The sequence below is a fragment of the Bradyrhizobium sp. WSM4874 genome (assembly GCF_055811835.1).
The window spans coordinates 62,195-80,379 of sequence record NZ_JBVVPR010000037.1 but is presented as its reverse complement, the minus strand read 5'-3'; the positions used below and the strand labels follow the sequence as shown (position 1 = coordinate 80,379).

18 protein-coding genes and 1 other RNA gene are annotated in these 18,185 nt (G+C 65.8%); 9 read left to right on the top strand and 10 right to left on the bottom strand.

The window, feature by feature from the left end; translation table 11 throughout:
• The 4 genes from AC0L3P_RS29745 to AC0L3P_RS29730 all read left to right on the top strand — a co-directional run.
• Nucleotides 1-420: UDP binding domain-containing protein (locus AC0L3P_RS29745; protein WP_473307461.1), on the top strand; the 420-nt coding region annotated here is incomplete at its 5' end.
• Nucleotides 421-642: 222 nt separating this feature from the next.
• Nucleotides 643-3,120 (top strand): ATP-dependent helicase HrpB, encoded by a 2,478-nt coding sequence (gene hrpB, locus AC0L3P_RS29740; RefSeq protein WP_473307459.1) that lies wholly within the window; start codon nt 643-645, stop codon nt 3,118-3,120.
• Between the two features lie 125 nt (nt 3,121-3,245).
• Complete coding sequence (locus AC0L3P_RS29735) at nt 3,246-3,755, top strand: TIGR02281 family clan AA aspartic protease (protein WP_473307458.1); 510 nt, start codon at nt 3,246-3,248, stop codon at nt 3,753-3,755.
• A gap of 190 nt (nt 3,756-3,945) precedes the next feature.
• The gene (locus AC0L3P_RS29730) at nt 3,946-5,445 is read left to right on the top strand and encodes a phosphomannomutase/phosphoglucomutase (protein ID WP_473307456.1); all 1,500 of its coding nucleotides are present in this window, start codon (nt 3,946-3,948) and stop codon (nt 5,443-5,445) included.
• 143 nt (nt 5,446-5,588) lie between these two features.
• Here the strand turns inward: AC0L3P_RS29730 and AC0L3P_RS29725 are convergent, their stop codons facing one another.
• From AC0L3P_RS29725 to AC0L3P_RS29685, 9 genes are all read right to left on the bottom strand, one after another.
• Nucleotides 5,589-6,098 (bottom strand): Lrp/AsnC family transcriptional regulator, encoded by a 510-nt coding sequence (locus tag AC0L3P_RS29725; protein WP_007604670.1) that lies wholly within the window; start codon nt 6,096-6,098, stop codon nt 5,589-5,591.
• Between the two features lie 67 nt (nt 6,099-6,165).
• Nucleotides 6,166-7,119: a sugar kinase gene (locus AC0L3P_RS29720; RefSeq protein ID WP_473307454.1), complete on the bottom strand. Its 954-nt coding sequence runs from the start codon at nt 7,117-7,119 to the stop codon at nt 6,166-6,168.
• Between the two features lie 6 nt (nt 7,120-7,125).
• A complete protein-coding gene (gene nudC, locus AC0L3P_RS29715) occupies nt 7,126-8,064 on the bottom strand; it encodes an NAD(+) diphosphatase (RefSeq protein WP_473307452.1) in 939 nt (312 codons plus the stop codon).
• 11 nt (nt 8,065-8,075) lie between these two features.
• Nucleotides 8,076-8,495, bottom strand: coding sequence for an HIT family protein (locus AC0L3P_RS29710; protein ID WP_354064093.1), 420 nt, complete (start codon nt 8,493-8,495; stop codon nt 8,076-8,078).
• A 253-nt stretch (nt 8,496-8,748) separates the two neighbouring features.
• Nucleotides 8,749-9,876 (bottom strand): muconate cycloisomerase family protein, encoded by a 1,128-nt coding sequence (locus tag AC0L3P_RS29705; protein WP_473307449.1) that lies wholly within the window; start codon nt 9,874-9,876, stop codon nt 8,749-8,751.
• Nucleotides 9,873-10,628 carry an SDR family NAD(P)-dependent oxidoreductase gene (locus AC0L3P_RS29700; protein WP_473307447.1) on the bottom strand — a complete coding sequence of 252 codons (756 nt, stop codon included), beginning with the start codon at nt 10,626-10,628 and terminating at the stop codon, nt 9,873-9,875. The genes AC0L3P_RS29705 and AC0L3P_RS29700 overlap by 4 nt, the downstream gene beginning before the upstream one ends.
• The gene (locus AC0L3P_RS29695; protein WP_473307445.1) at nt 10,628-11,425 is read right to left on the bottom strand and encodes an amino acid ABC transporter ATP-binding protein; all 798 of its coding nucleotides are present in this window, start codon (nt 11,423-11,425) and stop codon (nt 10,628-10,630) included. The genes AC0L3P_RS29700 and AC0L3P_RS29695 overlap by 1 nt, the downstream gene beginning before the upstream one ends.
• The gene (locus AC0L3P_RS29690) at nt 11,422-12,084 is read right to left on the bottom strand and encodes an amino acid ABC transporter permease (protein ID WP_018453014.1); all 663 of its coding nucleotides are present in this window, start codon (nt 12,082-12,084) and stop codon (nt 11,422-11,424) included. The genes AC0L3P_RS29695 and AC0L3P_RS29690 overlap by 4 nt, the downstream gene beginning before the upstream one ends.
• Before the next feature lie 85 nt (nt 12,085-12,169).
• Entirely contained in the window at nt 12,170-13,015 is an 846-nt protein-coding gene (locus AC0L3P_RS29685; RefSeq protein ID WP_473307443.1) for a transporter substrate-binding domain-containing protein, read from the bottom strand.
• Between the two features lie 193 nt (nt 13,016-13,208).
• Between AC0L3P_RS29685 and ffs the strand changes: the two genes are divergently transcribed.
• The 5 genes from ffs (at nt 13,209) to AC0L3P_RS29660 (ending at nt 16,634) form a co-directional block, all read left to right on the top strand.
• Nucleotides 13,209-13,305, top strand: an RNA gene (gene ffs / locus AC0L3P_RS29680) — signal recognition particle sRNA small type.
• Nucleotides 13,306-13,398: 93 nt separating this feature from the next.
• Nucleotides 13,399-15,210, top strand: coding sequence for a DNA polymerase III subunit gamma/tau (locus tag AC0L3P_RS29675; protein WP_473307441.1), 1,812 nt, complete (start codon nt 13,399-13,401; stop codon nt 15,208-15,210).
• 26 nt (nt 15,211-15,236) lie between these two features.
• A complete protein-coding gene (locus AC0L3P_RS29670; RefSeq protein WP_007604677.1) occupies nt 15,237-15,566 on the top strand; it encodes a YbaB/EbfC family nucleoid-associated protein in 330 nt (109 codons plus the stop codon).
• Between the two features lies 1 nt (nt 15,567).
• Nucleotides 15,568-16,170 (top strand): recombination mediator RecR, encoded by a 603-nt coding sequence (gene recR, locus AC0L3P_RS29665; protein WP_275172876.1) that lies wholly within the window; start codon nt 15,568-15,570, stop codon nt 16,168-16,170.
• Nucleotides 16,171-16,196: 26 nt separating this feature from the next.
• Nucleotides 16,197-16,634: a hypothetical protein gene (locus AC0L3P_RS29660; protein WP_354206259.1), complete on the top strand. Its 438-nt coding sequence runs from the start codon at nt 16,197-16,199 to the stop codon at nt 16,632-16,634.
• A 130-nt stretch (nt 16,635-16,764) separates the two neighbouring features.
• Here the strand turns inward: AC0L3P_RS29660 and AC0L3P_RS29655 are convergent, their stop codons facing one another.
• The gene (locus AC0L3P_RS29655) at nt 16,765-18,129 is read right to left on the bottom strand and encodes an AmpG family muropeptide MFS transporter (RefSeq protein WP_473307437.1); all 1,365 of its coding nucleotides are present in this window, start codon (nt 18,127-18,129) and stop codon (nt 16,765-16,767) included.
• Nucleotides 18,130-18,185 lie beyond the last annotated feature (56 nt).

Below are 18,185 nucleotides of genomic sequence, written 5' to 3'. Positions count from 1 at the left end.
GCGCGAAAAGTGAGCCAGGCGCTCGGCGGCTCGCTGCGCGGCAAGACCATCGCCGTGCTCGGCCTCACCTTCAAGCCCGACACCGACGACATGCGCGATGCGCCGTCGATCCCGTTGGTCACGGGCCTGATCGACATGGGCGCGAAGGTGAAGGCCTTCGATCCCGTCGGCATGGAGCAGGCGAAGAGCGAGCTGCCCAGCATCACTTATTGCGAGGACGCCTATTCCTGCGCGGAAGGCGCCGATGCGATCGTCATCGTCACCGAATGGGTGCAGTTCCGTGCGCTCGATCTCGACCGGCTGAAGGCGACCATGGCGCAGCCCGTCATCGTCGACTTGCGTAACATCTACCGCCCCGAGGAGATGGCTGCGGCCGGCTTCGTTTATGAGAGTGTCGGACGGCCGCCGGTGCAGGGCTGAAAGTTACATGTCGTTGTCGGGCTAAAACCGTCATGGCCGGGCTTGCCGTCTTCGCCTAAGCTTCGCCGGCCCGACAGCTGTAAGCCCGGCGAAGCGTTCGCGGAGCCGGGTCCCGGCCATCCACGTCTTGTTCACTCTCGGCTGAAAGAACGTGGATGCCCGGGACTTCTGCGCGAAGACGCGCTTCGCGCTTTTGCCCGGGCATGACGATCGGATAGTTCTTTGCCCCGCAGTTTCGACACGCCCCTCCCGATCGATGCCGTGCTCGACGACCTCTCGCGCACGCTGGAGGCGCATAACGCCGCCGTGCTGGTGGCGCCCCCGGGCGCCGGCAAGACCACGCGCGTGCCACTGGCGCTGCTCGATGCCCCATGGGCGAAGGGCAAGAAGATCATCGTGCTGGAGCCGCGGCGCATCGCGGCGCGCGCCAGCGCCGACCGCATGGCCAAATCACTGGGCGAACGCGCCGGCGAGACCGTCGGCTATCGCGTCCGCTTCGGCTCGAAGATCTCGCGCGCGACCCGCATCGAGGTGGTGACGGAGGGTATCTTCACCCGCCAGATCCTCGACGATCCCGAGCTGTCGGGCATCGCCGCCGTCCTGTTCGACGAATTCCACGAGCGCTCGCTCGATGCCGACATGGGCCTCGCGCTGGCGCGCGATGCGCAAACCGGCCTGCGCGAGGATTTGCGCATCCTCGTGATGTCGGCAACGCTCGATGGCGCCCGCGTGGCAAAATTGCTCGGCGAAGCGCCCGTCGTCGAAAGCGAGGGCCGCGCCTTTCCGGTCGAGACGCGCTATCTCGGCCGCAAGGCGGACGTGCCGGTGGAGCGGCAGATGGCGGATGCGATCGCCTCTGCGCTGCGCGCCGATGCCGGCTCGGTGCTGGCGTTCCTGCCGGGCGCCGCCGAGATCCGCCGCACCCAGAATTTCCTCAGCGAGCGTGTGCAGGATTCCAGCATTGAAATCGTGCCGCTGTTCGGAGCGCTCGACGCCGCCGTGCAGGACCGTGCCATCTCGCCGGCGCCCAAGGGCACGCGCAAGGTGGTGCTGGCGACCTCGATCGCGGAGACCTCGTTGACCATCGAGGGCGTGCGCATCGTGGTCGATTCCGGTCTTGCCCGCGTGCCGCGCTACGAGCCCGACATCGGCCTGACCCGACTCGAGACCGTGCGTGTCTCGCGCGCGGCGGCGGACCAGCGCCGCGGCCGCGCAGGCCGAACCGAGCCCGGCGTCTGCTACCGGCTCTGGGACGAGCCGCAGACGGCTTCGCTCGCGCCCTACACCCAGCCCGAGATCCTCAGCGCGGATCTGTCCTCGCTGGTGCTTGATCTCGCGCAATGGGGCGTCGCCGACCCTGCCGCGCTGTCGTTTCTCGACCCGCCGCCGCAGCCGGCCTGGAAGGAAGCAAAAAGCCTGCTCTCCGAGCTCAATGCGCTCGATGGCGACGGCCGCATCACCGCGGAAGGCAAGAGCTTGCGCGCGCTGGCGCTGCCGCCGCGGCTCGCGCGCATGATCGTGGATTCGCATCGTGCCGGCGAGGGCGAAGCCGCCGCCGAGATCGCCGCCATCATCACCGAGCGCGGGCTCGGCGGCGACAGCGTCGATCTCGAGCACCGGCGCGATCAGTTCCGCCGCGACCGTTCCCCGCGTGCAGCAAGCGCGCGCGACCTCGCGCGGCGCTGGGCCTCGCAGGTGGCGGCGTCGGAGAAGGCGGCGACCGGAGAAGGCGGCCTCTCGACCGGCCTGATGCTCGCCTACGCCTTCCCGGATCGCGTCGCGCGCAACCGCGGCAATGGCAGCTTCGTGCTCGCCAACGGCCGTGGTGCCGCCGTCGATCAGACCTCGTCACTCGCCCGCGCGCCCTATATCGCGATCGGCGAGATGACAGGCACGGCGGCGAGCGGACGCATTCTGCTCGCAGCGCAAATCTCGCAGGACGAGATCGAGCAGCATTTCGCCGAGCATATCGAATCCGTCGAGGAGATCTCGTTCGATCGCGGCGCGATGGCGTTGCGGGCGCGGCGCAAGCGCGCGCTGCACGCGATCACGCTCTCCGAGGCGACGCTCGCCGTATCGCCCTCGGAGGACACAGCGCGTATCTTCGCGGACGGGCTGATCGCCGCGGGCCTCGACCGGCTGCCCTGGTCGAAGGCCGCCAAACAATGGCGCGATCGCGTGATATTTTTGCGCAAGGCCGAGGGCGACAGCTGGCCTGACCTGTCGGACGATGGGTTGATCGCGCGGCGCGACGATTGGCTGGTGCCGGCGCTCTACGACAAGATCGCGCTGAAGGATATCTCCGCCGGCGATCTCTCCGACGCACTGATGGCGTTGCTGCCGTGGGAGACGCGCGCACGGCTCGACCGCGAGGCGCCGACGCATTTCGAGGCGCCGACCGGAAGCGTGCTCGCGATTGACTATGAAGCCGAGCAGGGGCCGACCATCGCGGTGCGGCTCCAGGAATTGTTCGGCCTCAACACCCATCCGTCGATCGCCGCCGGCAAGGTGCCGCTGGTGCTGGAACTGCTGTCGCCGGCGCAGCGCCCGGTGCAGGTGACGCGCGATCTCCCTGGTTTCTGGCGCGGCAGCTACACTGCCGTGCGCTCCGATTTGCGCGGCCGCTACCCGCGCCATCCCTGGCCGGAAGATCCGGCGAATGCGCTGCCGACCCGACGGGTCAAGCCGCGCGGGACGTGAGCGTTACGAACACGCATTAACTGTCCGCTCATCCTTTTCGTCAAAATAGCACAGCTCTGGCCGCAGCGTCGCTCGCGGAGCGGCCTGCCGCGTGGTGAAATCGAGCTTCGGCTTCGAGTGGTGTGATGCGTAACATAATGATCTTCGCGGCGATCATGATCGGCCTCGGCACCTTCATGGCGCAGATGGCGGACAGGATGAGCTCCGCCTCGGCGACGTCGGTGCCGCGCACGGTAGCAGTCGCGTCCATCGCGCCGGCCGGCGGCCGCAGCCTCAACATCCCCCGCGACGGTCGCGGCCACTTCCAGACCGAGGGCCGGATCGAAGGTCAGCGCATCGGCTTCATGGTCGACACCGGCGCCTCCGTGGTTGCGCTGAACGAGACCTCGGCCGCCCGCTTCGGCCTGCGTCCCTCGCGCAGCGATTACAACGCCAACGTCTCTACCGCCAATGGCACCATCAAGGCCGCGCGCACCCGTATCGCCATGCTCGATGTCGGGGGCCTAATCGTGCGCGATGTCGATGCCATGGTGCTGCCGGACGAGGCGCTGTCCGAGAACCTGCTCGGCCTCTCGTTCCTCTCCCGCCTCAAGCGCTTCGAATACGCCAACGGTCAGATGGTGCTGGAGCAGTAAGGGTCTCTCAAAGGCTCCGGCGACCGCATATTTCAAGAAAATCTCTATTCCGACCGCTCTCGCGGCCAGATTTCCCCGTTACCAAACTGCCGCAATTATCATCCATAAGCTGCCATTCCCGCCTTCCGCTGCAGCCCGGCATTCGCTAAGGCTGCATCAAATCCTGGCTCTTTTTCACGAGACCGTCTCAATGTTCCCCAAGCCGAAATCCGTGTTGCTGCCCAACACCTATGCCTTCGAATCCGAGCCGATGGTGAAGGCCACGGGCTTTCGCGAATACGACGCGCGCTGGCTGTTCCAGAAGGAAATCAACCTGATGGGAATCCAGGCGCTCGGCATGGGGCTGGGCGCGCTGATCGCGGAGCTCGGCGTCAGCCAGGAGATCGTCACCGGTCATGATTTCCGCGGCTATTCGGCCTCGATCAAATATGCGCTGATCTCCGGCTTGATGGCAGCAGGCTGCAAGGTGCACGACATCGGGCTCGCGGTGACGCCGATGGCCTATTTCGCCCAGTTCGACCTCGACGTGCCCTGCTGCGCCATGGTCACGGCCTCGCACAACGACAATGGCTGGACCGGCGTGAAGATGGGCGCCAACCGCCCGCTGACCTTCGGCCCCGACGAGATGACGCGATTGAAGGAGATCGTGCTGGGTGCCGAGTTCAAGAACAAGGCCGGCGGCTCCTATCAATTCCACGAGAATTATCCGGCGCGCTACATCGCCGATCTCACCAGCCGCCCGAAGCTCAAGCGCAAGCTCAAGGTCGTCGCGGCCTGCGGCAACGGCACCGCAGGCGCCTTCGCGCCGCAGGTGCTGGAGGCGATCGGCTGCGAGGTGATCCCGCTCGACACCGAACTCGACCACACCTTCCCGAAATACAATCCGAACCCCGAAGACATGGAGATGCTGCACGCGATCCGCGACGCGGTGCTGCAGCACAAGGCCGATGTGGGCCTCGGCTTCGACGGTGACGGCGATCGCTGCGGCGTCGTCGACAACACCGGAGAGGAGATCTTCGCCGACAAGGTCGGCGTGATGCTGGCGCGCGACATGTCCGCGATCTACAAGGACGCGCAGTTCATCGTCGACGTGAAGTCGACCGGCCTCTTCATCACCGATCCGGTGCTGCAGAAGCAGGGTGCGAAAACCACCTACTGGAAGACCGGCCATTCCTACATGAAGCGCCGCACCAACGAAACGGGTGCGCTCGCCGGCTTCGAGAAGTCCGGGCATTTCTTCTTCAACAAGCCCTATGGACGCGGCTACGACGACGGTCTCGTCTCGGCGCTTGCGATCTGCGACATGCTCGATCGCGCGCCCGGCAAGTCGATGGCCGATCTCAAGAACGCGCTGCCGAAGACCTGGTCGTCGCCGACCATGTCGCCGCATTGCGGCGACGAGGTCAAATACGGCGTTATCGACAAGGTGGTGAAGCACTTCGAGGGCTTGCAGGCCAAGGGCGCCAAGATCGGCGGCCAGTCGATCCGCGATCTCGTCACCGTCAACGGCGTCCGCGTCACGGTCGAGGACGGCAGCTGGGGCCTGGTGCGTGCCTCCTCCAACAAGCCCGAGCTCGTCGTCGTGGTCGAGAGCCCGGTCTCCGAGCAGCGCATGCACGACATGTTCGAGATGGTGAATAGCGTGCTGCGCACCCATCCCGAAGTCGGCGAGTACAATCAGAAGATCTGAGGCGCGAGGCTAGCCTCACTTGCTGTCGTGCCCCGCGCAGGCGGGGCATCCAGTACGCCGGGGCTTCTCGATCGATTTCAGGCGTCACGGAGTACTGGATCGCCCGGTCAAGCCGGGCGATGACAGCTTCTCTGTGGTGACGTCTAAGCCGCCACCACCGCCGGGATCGGCAGCGCGGTGACCGACTTGATCTTCTCCATCGCGAAGCGCGAGGTGACGTTCTTCAGCGGCACGGCGCTGATCAGCTTCTTGTAGAACACGTCATAGGCCTGCATGTCCGCGACGACGACGCGCAGCATGTAGTCGACGTCGCCGGCCATGCGATAGAACTCCATCACCTCGGGCATGGCGCTGACGGCTTCGGCGAACTTCTTCAGCCAGGCGTCGGAATGGTCGGAGCTCTCGACCGACACGAACACGGAGATGCCGAGGCCGATCTTGTTCTGGTCGACCAGCGCCACCCGCTTGGTGATCACGCCGTCCGCCTCCAGGCGCTGGATGCGTTTCCAGCAGGGGGTCGAGGACAGGCCGACGCGGTCGCCGATCTCGGCGACGGAGAGGGAGGCATCGTCCTGGAGCACCATCAGAATCTTGCGGTCGATGGCGTCGAGGCGGCGGCTGGTCTCGGGGAGCGGGACGGCGAGATCGGTCATTTGAAGAACTTTGTTCCATATCAAGGGTTGATTTTCCTGATATAGAGAAAATCTTTCTATAGCAAGTCTATAATCTCGGCGTCCGTCCGAGCGGCGTCGCGCGCGGCGTATTCAAAAGCTCTTCGACTTCAAGACGTTGCGGGGCGGCCATGCCGCCGCCGTGGCGGGTGCATTTCAGCGCCGCGGCGGCCGCGGCGAATTGCAGCGCCTGCCGCACGTCGCTGCCTTCGGCGAGGCGAAGCGTGAAGGCGCCATGGAAGACGTCGCCGGCGCCGAGCGTATCGACCGCCTGAACCGAGACCGCCGGCGTCTCCTCCAACTTCCCCGTCTCGTTCAGCCAGATCGTGCCGTGCGGCCCGCGGGTGGCGGCGAGGAAGGCGGGCGTGAGCGCGGCCAGGCGCTGCAACGCCTCGCCATCATCGGCGATGCCGGCGGTCTCCTGCACCTGTTCACTGGCGAACAGCAGGTGCGAGGCGGCCGTCAGCAGGCCGTCCTGCAGCGACATCGCGCGATCGACGCCGACGACGACGGCAATACCGCGCCGGCGCGCCTCGGTGCAGAGCGAGGTCGCGAACGCGGCGCAGCGGCTTTCGACCAGAACCGCCCGGCAATCGGCGAGCAGTGCGTCGGCGTCCGGGAGCTGCACGGTCGACAAACCGAGATCGCGATAGATGGTGAGCGTTCGTTCGCCCGAAGGTTCGATCATGATCGCCGACACCGGTGTCGTGAGCCTCGGCATGCGGACGATGTGCGTGGTCTCGATCGCTTCAGCTTCCATCCGGTCCAGGATGAAACGGCTCGAAGTCTCCCCGGCATCGCCCATGGGGCCCGCGAAGGAGACGCGGCCACCAAGCCGCGCGATGGCGATCGCCGCATTGAGCGCGTTGCCGCCGCAGATCTCCGCAAGGTGCGTGGCGTTGGCCTTGCTGCCGCGCGCGGGCACGGCCTCGACCCGAAAGGTCAGGTCGCGCACGGGAATGCCGATGCAGAGGATGCGCGGCGCGATCACAGAGGGCGCCATCGGCGGTCAGCTCTGGTTATGCACCCAGCGGCCGAGCAGGTGATGCGCAATCGCAAACGGATGCGGGCCGGCGAGCCCGTCGGGATGCGTCCGCGTTAGCATCAAGGCGGCCTCCTCGCGCGTGAACCAGCGCGCATCCTCCAGCTCGGAATGATCGACGACGATGTCGTCGCTTACGGCCCGCGCGCTGCAGCCGATCATCAGTGACGACGGATAGGGCCAGGGCTGGGTCATGTAATATTGCACGTCGGTGCAGCGAATTCCGGATTCTTCGAGGATCTCGCGGCGCACCGCGTCCTCGATGGTTTCGGCGGCTTCGACGAAACCGGCGAGGCAGGAATACATGCCGGGGGGAAACTGCTTCTGGCGGCCGAGCAGGCATTTGTCGCCGGCGGCGACGTGCATGATCACGACGGGGTCAGTGCGCGGGAAATGCTCGGCCTTGCAACTCGGGCACTCCCGCTTCCAGCCGCCTTCCTTCATCCCGGTACGCGTGCCGCAATTGGCGCAATAGCCGTGGCGCTGGTGCCAGCTCACCATCGACTTCGCCATCGCGATCGCCGACAGCTCCTGCGGCGGCACCGCGCCCTGCATCGCCATACCGCGCAGCTCGCTCAGCGCGTAGTCTTCGCGCCCGATCAGCTTCTCGGACGCGGCCTGCGACAGGCCCATCCCGAACATCGCGGCGCCGTCGCGCAAGCCCAAGAAGATCGTGCCGGGATTGGCGCCACATTTCAGCGCCTCGTCAATCGAGAGCAGGGCGCGCACTTTTTCGCCCTCGCGCTTCACCAGCAGCGAGTCGCGGTAGACGACATAGGCGCGCGACGACGGCTTCTGCTCCATAGCGAACAGCTTTTCGTCGTCGCGGCGCAGATGCGCCGCGCGGTCGAGAATGTTGGTGACGAAGGCCGGCTGCCCCAGCGGAAACGAGTCGAATGCTGACATTTCTTGTTCTTTCAACCCAACCAGATCTTGCGGCGAAGCGCGCTGATGAAAGTCTGCACCTCAGTGGCGTCGTGCGCCAAGGGCTGCATCACGCCCCAGACCGGCCGCGGCCAGGCGGCGTCACTGGTGCGGCGCGCGATGACGTGGACGTGAAGCTGCGGCACGAGGTTGCCGAGTGCCGCGATGTTGAGCTTGTCGCATCTGGTGATCTCCTTCAGCGCACGCGAGACGCGGGAGATCTCGGTCATCAGCTGCGCCTGCTGCACCTCGTCGAGATCGATGATCTCGACCGCATCCGCGCGCCGCGGCACCAGCAGCAGCCATGGATAATGCGCGTCCTTGATGACCAATACCTTGGACAACGGCAAATCGCCGATGTCGATGGTGTCCTCTTTCAGGCGGGAGTGCAGCGACCAGGCGGGTTCGGACATATGTGTTTCCAGATTGCCCGATGGGGTCGGGCGCGTTTGGCCGGACCATACGATACGGAGTTGGCGAGGGGAAGGATAGGAGCCCGCAGGGGCAGCATGCACCGTTGTCGTCCCGGCGAAGGCCGGGACCCATACCGCGAGGTCTATCGTTTGCGGTTGGTGCTAATCCCGAACGACCAATCTTCGCAAAACATCCCCCTGTGGTTATGGGTCCCGGCCTTCGCCGGGACGACAGCGAATGTGTGGCGACGTCTTACGCCTCCGCAAGCACCCGCGCATTGGCGCGGACCGAGGCTTCGCTGACGCGGATGCCGAGGCCGGGGCCGTCGGGCACCACGACGTGGCCGCCGCGATTGGCGACGCGCTCTTCCAGCACGTCCTCGGTCAGCACATGATGCGGCATGTAGAATTCGCAGCCGAGCGAGATCCCCGGCGTCGCCGCGATCAGCTGCGTGCCGGCGGCGAGCCCGATGCCGCCCTCCCACAGCGTGCCGCCATAGCCGGGCAGGCCGGCGATGTCGGCGATCGCCATGATCGCCTGCGCCTCGAACAGGCCGCCGGCCTTCATCAGCTTGATCGAGACGGCATCTGCCGCCTCGCGGCGCACCACCTCCATCATGTCGCGGCGGTCGAAGCAGCTTTCGTCCGCGAGCACGGGTGTCTCAAGCGCCGCGGTGAGCTGCGCCATCACGTCGAGAAATTTGCGCGGCACCGGCTGCTCGATGAAGGTCGGTGCAAACTGCTCGACGTCGCGCAGGATCTTGATGGCGCCGAACGGCGCCAGCGCCTGGTTGTAGTCGACGCGAAGGTCGACCTTGTCGCCGAACTCGTTGCGGATCGCTGCGAGATGATCGAGATCCTCGCGATGCGGCTTCACGCCGGTCTTGACCTTGTAGATGACATTGCCGTCCGGAACCATTTTCCGCATGCGTTCGAGATCGGCGGCGAAATCCGGATCGGCGATGGAGAACGACAGCGGGATCGTGTCGCGCACGCGGCCGCCGAGCAGGTCGGCGACTGAAAGTCCCGACGACTTGCCGACGATATCGAGCAGCGCCATTTCGATCGCCACCTTGGCTTCGGCATGTCCGACCAGCGCGCGATCAAGCTCGGCCATCAGCGCGCGGATGCGACGCACGGATTTGCCAAGCACAACTGGCCGCAGATAGATGTCGAGCGCGGAAAAGGCCGCTTCCGGCGTTCCCGTGAACACTTCCCACGGTGCCGCCTCGCCCCAACCGATCACGCCGTCGCTAGAGGTGAGCTCGATCAGCACGCGCTTCACCGTGCCCTTGACGTTGCCGACGCCCTGGAGGCGCGCCATTTTGATCGGGCTCTCGATCAGGAATAGCCTGAGACGTTCGACGGTTGCTTCGGTCATGTCAGGCCTCCATTGACGTGCCAGACCTGGCCGGTGACGTAGGATGCTTTCGGGGAGGCCAGGAAGGCGATGATCTCGGCCACTTCCTCCGGCCGTCCGCGGCGGCCCATCGGGATCAGCGCCTCGGTCGCTGCGATCTGTTCGGGTGAAAGCCGGCTTTCGCTGGGCTTGTCCTTGACGATGAGGCCCGGTGCCACGGCGTTGACGGTGATGCCCTCCCTGGCGAGCTCGACTGCGGTGAGGCGCACCAGCGCTTCGAGCGCGGAGCGGCTCGCGGCCGTGGCTGCGAAGGGCGCGAACTCCGGCCGGATCGCGTGCGCAACGAACGACGACACTGCCACGATCCGCGCATCTCGTCCCGCACGCAGCAGCGGGAGCGCGGCGTCTACCAGCCGCGTGAACGCCAGTGCCGATTCATCCATCGCCTTGCGGAACTGATCCGCCGGCGTACCGATCGCGCTGCCGCGGCGGGCATGGCCGCCGACCAGGATCAATCCATCGAGCCGGCGGAAGGCGGCTTGCGCGGCGGCGACGGCGTCGGTGACCGCAGCCTCCTCGGCGAGATCGCCGAGGCATTTTGCGACGATCGCACCTTGCGCTTCGGCCTCCGCCGCCGTGGCGTCGAGGCCGGCTGCGTTGGAGCGCGTGTGTAGCAGCAGCGCAGTGCCGGGCGCTGCGAGCAGTTTTGCAGTGGCACGGCCGATGCCGCTGGCGGCGCCGGTGACGAGATAGACGCGATTGATTTCGGACATCACGATGCCGTTGTAACCGGCGGCAGCGCGCCGGTGCGGTGAAAATGGCTGAGAAAGGCGCGCGTCGCCGCTGCTTGCGGATTGTCGATCACCTGCCGCGCCGGGCCCTCCTCGACCACGACGCCGTCGCGCATGAAGATCAGGCGGTCGGCGACTTCGCGGGCAAAGGCGATCTCGTGGGTCACGATCACCATGGTCATGCCCTCCGACGCCAGCTGCTGGATCACGGCGAGCACCTCGCCGACAAGCTCGGGATCGAGCGCGGAGGTGGCCTCGTCGAACAGCATTACATCCGGCTCCATGGCAAGCGCCCGTGCAATCGCGACGCGCTGCTTCTGTCCGCCGGAGAGCGTTGCCGGATATTGGCCGGCCTTCTCTGCAAGCCCCACCTTCGCAAGTTGGGCCCGCGCCAGCTTCTCGGCGTCAGCCCTGGCCATGCGCCGCACCGTGACCGGTCCCTCCATCACGTTCTGGAGCGTCGTCATGTGCGGGAACAGATTGAAATGCTGAAACACCATGCCGGTGGTGGCGCGGAATCTTGCCAGCGTCTTCACATCGGGAAGCTTCGTACCCACGCCGAACGAAAAGCGGGTGTCGCCGACGCGAACGCTGCCGCCGTCGGGCGTCACCAGGAGGTTGATGCAGCGGAGCAGCGTCGACTTGCCGGAGCCGGACGGGCCGATCAGCGCGACGACGCCTCCCTTGGCGACATCGAGATTGATGTTCTTCAAGACCTCGTTGCTGCCAAAGCTTTTGCGCAGCGCCCGGATCTCGATCTTGGAAGGGGTCTCGCTCATTCGCCGACCGCCAGTCGTTTCTCGCCGCGCCGGACCATGATGGTCAGGGGAATCAGGATCGCCGCATAGGCGACCGCTACGGCGGTGTAGGTTTCCAGCGGACGGTAGCTGTCATGAGCGGCGACCTGGCTCTGATAGACCAGATCGGGCACCGCCAGCACCGAGACCAGCGAGGTGTTCTTGAACTGGATGATCGACTGGTTCATCAGCGCCGGGATCATCCGCTTGATCGCCTGCGGCAGCACGATGCGGCGCATGCTCTGTCCCGGCGTCATGCCGAGCGCGGCGCCGGCTTCGGACTGGCCGCGGTCGATCGAAATGATGCCGCCGCGGATGATCTCCGAATAGAACGAGCCGCCATAGAGCGACAGCGCCAGCGCCGAGGCCGTGATCGGCGTCATCTCCACACCGGCCAGGATCGGCAGCGCGTAATAGAACCAGATCAGCTGCACCAGGATCGGCGTGCAGCGAAATGCCTCGATGAAGGTCAGCGCGAGAAGGCGCACCGCGCGAAAGCGCGACAGGGTGCCGAACGCGCCGAACAGGCCGAAGACGAGGCCGAGCACCACGATGACCACGGTGAAGCCAACGGTGACGCCGAGCCCGTTGAGAAAGAGCCAGCGATAGCTCCAGAGGATGCCGAAGTCCCACTGATACATGCGTGTTACTCGTCGTACGCCTTGACCGCCGGCGTTGTCGTTCCGGGTTCGCCCTTCGGGCGCCCCGGAATGACAGTGTAAAAGCTTACAGCGAAACGCCCGGCGGAATGTCCGCCTCGGTCACGCCCACCAGCTCCATGTTGGTGATGATCGCGTTGCGGATGAAGCCGAGGCCCTTGTTGAAGTCGATCCAGGTGTTGACGTAGTCGCGCCAGGTCTTGTCGCTCTCGCGGCGGAAACCGGCGTTCGACGTGGTGGCGAAGATCGGCGTCGGCAGCACGAACTGGCCGAGCGAGGGGTTTTTCTTCAGCACCGTCAGCGACAGCATGGTGATCAGGCACTGCGCATCGACGCGGCCGGTCTGGAGCGCGGCGGTGGCGTCGTCGGCGGTCTTCAGCCGCGAGATCTGCGCCTTCGGCGTCAGGCGGCTGACGACCTGGTCGTGCGAGGAGCCCTGGTCGACCGCGATCTTGACGTCGGGCGAGTTCAGCTCGGCCCAGCTCTTCGGCTTGAAGTCCTTCTTGCAGAGGATGCCGAAGGCGTTGTTGAAGACTGGCACCGAGAAATCGACCACCAGCGCGCGCTTCGGGGTCGGGTTGAGGCCGAAGAAGATGTCGATCTTGTTGGACTGCAGGTCGAGCACCGAATTGCCCCAAGTGGTTTCGGTGATCTCGAGCTCGGCCTCCATGTCCTCCGCGAGTGCTTTCGCGATGTCGACGTAAAATCCCTTCCACTGGCCGGTCGAAAGATCCTTCATGTAATAGGGCGCGCCGCCGCCGACCGCGCCGATCCGCATCTTCTTGGTGCGGCGGATGCGGGCGAAGGTCGATTCGTTGGAATCGGCGGTCTGCGCCACGGCCGGGGACGCCAGCGTCGCCGCGCCAATCGCGCCAAGTCCGACAATCGATGCAACATCACGACGTGTAACCATTGGGATAAATCGCTTTTCTGTTGGAAGGGGTTCCGGCAGCGTTCTTACCAAGGCGCCTCCGGCAGTGAAAGCACAGCCTATCGGCTGTGCAGCCCGGGAATTGCCCGGATGCTGTGCAAGCCACGATGAAGCCCAGCCCGTTCAAGCCGATACCCGCTTGCTTTCCGGGCCTTTTGGCCCCAAATAGGGACCGGGAGATTGGCGGTGGACGAGCCACTCGCCAACCGGGTCAGGTCCGGAAGGAAGCAGCCCTAACGAGGTCCGGATCGGGTCGCTCGTCAGTCTCCTACCTGTTTTTCCGAGCGAATTGCGCCGGCGGCTCGGCCGCCAGCGCGCTCCTTTCCGCAAAGCCGGCCGAAAGACACTTCATTGCGGATCGACCGATGACCGACGCTGGCGCCCCTCATAACCCTGATAGCGCCGGCCAGGCCAGCACGCCCTACCGGGTGCTGGCGCGGAAATACCGTCCTTCCTCATTCGACGATCTGATCGGCCAGGAGGCCGTGGTCCGCACCGTCTCCAATGCGTTCGAGACCGGCCGCATCCCGCAGGCCTGGATCCTCACCGGCGTCCGCGGGGTCGGCAAGACCACCACTGCGCGCATCCTTGCCCGTGCGCTCAACTACGAGATGCCGGATGGCTCGGTGAAGGGCCCGACAGTTCAGATGCCGACGCTCGGCGTGCATTGCCAGGCGATCATGGAAAGCCGGCACATGGACGTGCTGGAGATGGACGCAGCCTCGCATACCGGCGTCGACGACGTTCGTCAGATCAATGACAGCGTCCGCTACGCGCCGGCCAGCGCCCGCTACAAGGTCTACATCATCGACGAAGTCCACATGCTGTCGACGGCGGCGTTCAACGCCTTCCTGAAGACGCTGGAGGAACCGCCGGAGCACGCCAAATTCGTGTTCGCGACCACCGAGATCCGCAAGGTTCCGGTCACGGTGCTGTCGCGCTGCCAGCGTTTTGACCTGCGCCGCGTCGAGGCCGACGTGCTGATGAAGCATCTGGCCAACATCGCGGCCAAGGAAAACGTCGAGATCGAGCCGGAAGCGCTCGGCATCATCGCGCGCGCCGCGGAAGGTTCGGTGCGCGATTCGCTCTCGCTGCTTGATCAGGCGATCGCGCATGCGGCAGGCACCGTGAAGGCCGATGCCGTCAGGCAGATGCTGGGGCTTGCCGACCGCACCCGTGTTATCGATCTCTTCGATTCGCTGGCGCGTGGCGACATCGCGTCCGCGTTCAGGGAGTTCCGCGACCAGTACGACGTCGGCGCCGATCCGATCGTCGTGCTCTCCGATCTCGCCGAATTCGTCAATTTCGTCACCCGTGTGAAGATCGTGCCGGCGACCGCCGACAACGTCGCCTATGGCGAGACCGAGCGCGTGCGCGCGCGAGATTTCGCCTCGAAGATCTCGATGCGCGTGCTGTCCCGGATGTGGCAGATGCTGCTCAAGGGCATCACCGAGGTGCAGGCCGCGACGCGGCCCGCCGCGGCCGCCGAGATGGTGCTGGTGCGCATCGCCTATGTCGCCGACCTGCCGACGCCGGACGAAGCGATCAAGATGCTGGAGCAGAACGGCGGCGGTTCGCCGATCGTGAGCGGCGGCAGTGCCGCGCGCAACGCGCCGGCCGGGCCGGTGGCGTCCGCGGCTCCGGTTCGCATGCCGACATCGTCCTCGTTCGGCGGTGGTGGTGCCCGTCCGCAGATGGCAACCCCCGCGCCGGATCCGCAAGCTGCCGCGCCCGTGTTGCGCGTCACGAGCTTCACCCAGCTCGTTGCGCTGGCCGGGCAGAAGCGCGACCTCCTGACCAAGGGCGCGCTCGAAGGCGACATGCGCCTCGTTCGTTTCGAGGAGGGGCGCCTGGAAGTCGCGCTCGAGCCCAACGCCTCCAAGACCATGATTTCCGATCTCGCGCGCAAATTCGAGCTTTGGACCGGGCGCCGCTGGACCGTGATCGTCTCCAACGAGCCGGGCCAGCCGACGCTGCGCTCGGTGAGCCAGGCGGCCAAGCAGGAACATGCGCGCACCGCCGAGGCCGATCCGCGCGTCCGCGAGGTGCTGTCGCGTTTTCCGGGTGCGAAGGTCGTCGAAGTCCGCAGGCTTGCCCCCGAGGCGCCGGAATCCGATATTAATGCCGACTATGGCAGTGACGATCCGCCCGACGGTTCCGACGGCGACGATCTCTAGAGCCAAATTTTCCAAGGACAGCACCAATGGTCGATATTTTCGGCATGATGAAGCAGGCGCAGCAGCTGCAATCCAAGATGCAGGAGATGCAGGATCAGCTCGCCAACGTCGAGGTCGAGGGCATCTCCGGCGGCGGTCTCGTCGCCGTGCGCATGACCGCGAAGATGGACGTCAAGGGGGTCAGGATCGATCCTTCGCTAATGAAGGCGGAAGAGCGCGAGGTGCTCGAGGATCTGCTCGTCACCGCGTTCGGCGAGGCCCGCCGCAAGGCGGAAGCCGCCATGCAGGAGAAGATGCAGTCGCTCACCGGCGGGCTCGGTCTGCCACCGGGGCTGTCGGGGTTGTTCGGCCAGTAGGATGGGCGCTGTTGCGGGTCCTGAAATCGAGCGGCTGGTCCAGCTTCTCGCGCGGCTGCCGGGCCTCGGCCCGCGCTCGGCGCGGCGCGCCGCGCTGCATTTGATCAAGAAGCGCGAAGCGCTGATGATGCCGCTGTCCTCGGCCATGCAGGTCGCGCTCGACAAGGTCCAAGTGTGCAAGACCTGCGGCAACATCGACACGCAAAGTCCCTGCACGGTCTGCACCGATCCGAGGCGCGATCCCTCGATCATCGTGGTCGTCGCCGACGTTGCCGATCTCTGGGCGCTGGAGCGGGCTAATGCCACTCAAGGGCGCTATCACGTGCTGGGCGCGACATTGTCGCCGCTCGACGGCGTCGGCCCGCAGGACCTCACCATCGAGGCGCTGGTCGCGCGCGCGCATGAGGCACAGGTGCATGAGGTCATCCTGGCGCTGAATGCCACCGTCGACGGCCAGACCACCGCACACTACATCACCGACCTGCTTCAGGACGCCAACGTAAAAGTAACCCGGCTCGCCCATGGTGTGCCGGTCGGCGGCGAGCTTGATTATCTCGATGAAGGTACGCTATCGGCCGCGATGCGGCAGCGCACCCTGTTCTAGCCATCCAGACTTACGGAACAGACGACATGACGAAACTTTTCGCCACACGATGGGCTTTGGTCGCAACGCTGACGATGCTGGCCACGCCGGCCGTCTCCGCGCAGCAGGACGACGGGGCTCCGCCGCCGTCGAAGCCCGGCAAGCCGATCAATGCCGGCGAGGTGCTGTCGGGCGAGCTGAACACGATGAAGGTGCGCGACGTCAAGAACGTCGGCAAGCGGGTTGCGACCTACCAGATCACCTCCGAGCCGCGCCGGCTGCCGCCGCCGAGCGGGCTGTGCAATCTCGAGACCGGCCCCGAAACCTTCCAGCTCGTTCCGAGCGGCGACGCGCAGGCCGCACAGCTGAAGACGTTCGCCGGCAAGGAGATCTCGGTCAAGGTCGACGAGATCGCCTGCGCCAGCGATCCGGGCCAGATGAGCGAAGCCGTGATCACGAAGTGGAGCCTGATCAAGAAGCAGTAGGGGGCGGTTCGCTCTGGTCTCTCCGTCGTCATTGCGAGGAGCACTTGCGACGAAGCAATCCAGACCGTCTCCGCGGCGGCAGTCTGGATTGCTTCGCTTCGCTCGCAATGACGAAGGCGAGAGAGTCGACCTAAACCCTTACCGGCCCCAGTGTCTCGAAATGTCCGCGCTTCTGCAGCCAGGCCAGCAGCACCAGGCTCGGGATCGCCACCAGCATGCAGATCACGAAGAACAGCGGCCAACCGGTGGTATCAGCCACGAAGCCGGCGCCTGACGAGAGATAGGTCCGCCCCACCGCGGCAAGTGCGGTGAGCAGCGCATATTGCGTCGCCGTGTGCAGCGGGTTCTGGCAGAGCGCCGAAAGATAGGCGACGAAGATCACCGTGCCGATGGCGCTGGTGAAGTTCTCACAGGTGATGGCGAAGGCGAGCGCCCATTGGCTGGTACCGACGAAGGCCAGCCAGGAGAAGGAGAGGTTCGCGAGCGCCTGCACCACGCCGCCGATCCAGAGGCTGCTCGCAAGCGAATAGCGCCGCGCGACGAAGCCGCCGGCAAAACCGCCGATCAGCGTCGCAGCGAGGCCCACGCCCTTCACGATCGCCGCGTAGTCGTTGCGGGAGAAGCCGAGGTCGATCACGAACGGCGCGGTCATCGTGCCGGAGAAGGCGTCGGTGAATTTGAACAGCACGACGAAGGCGAGCGCGGCGAGCGCGTCTTTGCGCGTCAGGAATTCGGAGAAGGCGCCGATCGCCGCGTGCAGCACGCGCGCGAACGCGGTCTGCGTCTGCGTCGCGGCTTCCGCCCGCACCGACTGCTCGGGCTCGGTCGCGACCAGCGCCGTGACCGTCCCGATCAGCACCATCGCCGCCATCACCACATAGCCCCACATCCAGGCGGACGTGCGGGTGATGCCGGTGCTCTCGAAGCCCGAGACGATGAACAGCGCGCCTGCGGTCGAGACCAGCATGCCGATGCGATAGGCCGCGACATACGACGCCATGCCGGCGGCCTGCTCGCTCTCCGGCAGGCTCTCGACCCGGAAGGCGTCGACCACGATGTCCTGCGTCGACGAGGCCGTCGCCACCAGCAAGGCGCCGAGCGCGACATAGAACGGCGAGCGCGCGGGATCGGTCAGCGCCAGCAGCAGTATCGCGACGATCAGCAGCAATTGCGAGAACAGCAGCCAGCCGCGGCGCCGTCCGAACACGCGCGTGAACAGCGGCACATGCATCGCATCCACCAGCGGCGCCCACAGGAATTTCAGCGTGTAGGGCGTGCCGACCAGCGCAAACAGCCCGATGGTCTTGAGATCGACGCCGGATTCCCGCATCCACACCAGCAGTGTAGAGCCCGACAGTGCCAGCGGCAGCCCGGACGAGAAGCCGAGGAACAGCACGATCAGCACCCGCGGTTGCAGGTAAACGGAAAGGCTGTCACGCCAGGAGGTGGGGGCCGTGCCGGGGCCGGCAGGGGAGGTCGCGTCGGGTGCGGTCATGGGGAGGTGTTAGCAGATTCTGGCGGCGCTGCCTCGGCCTCAAAACTCGTCATGCC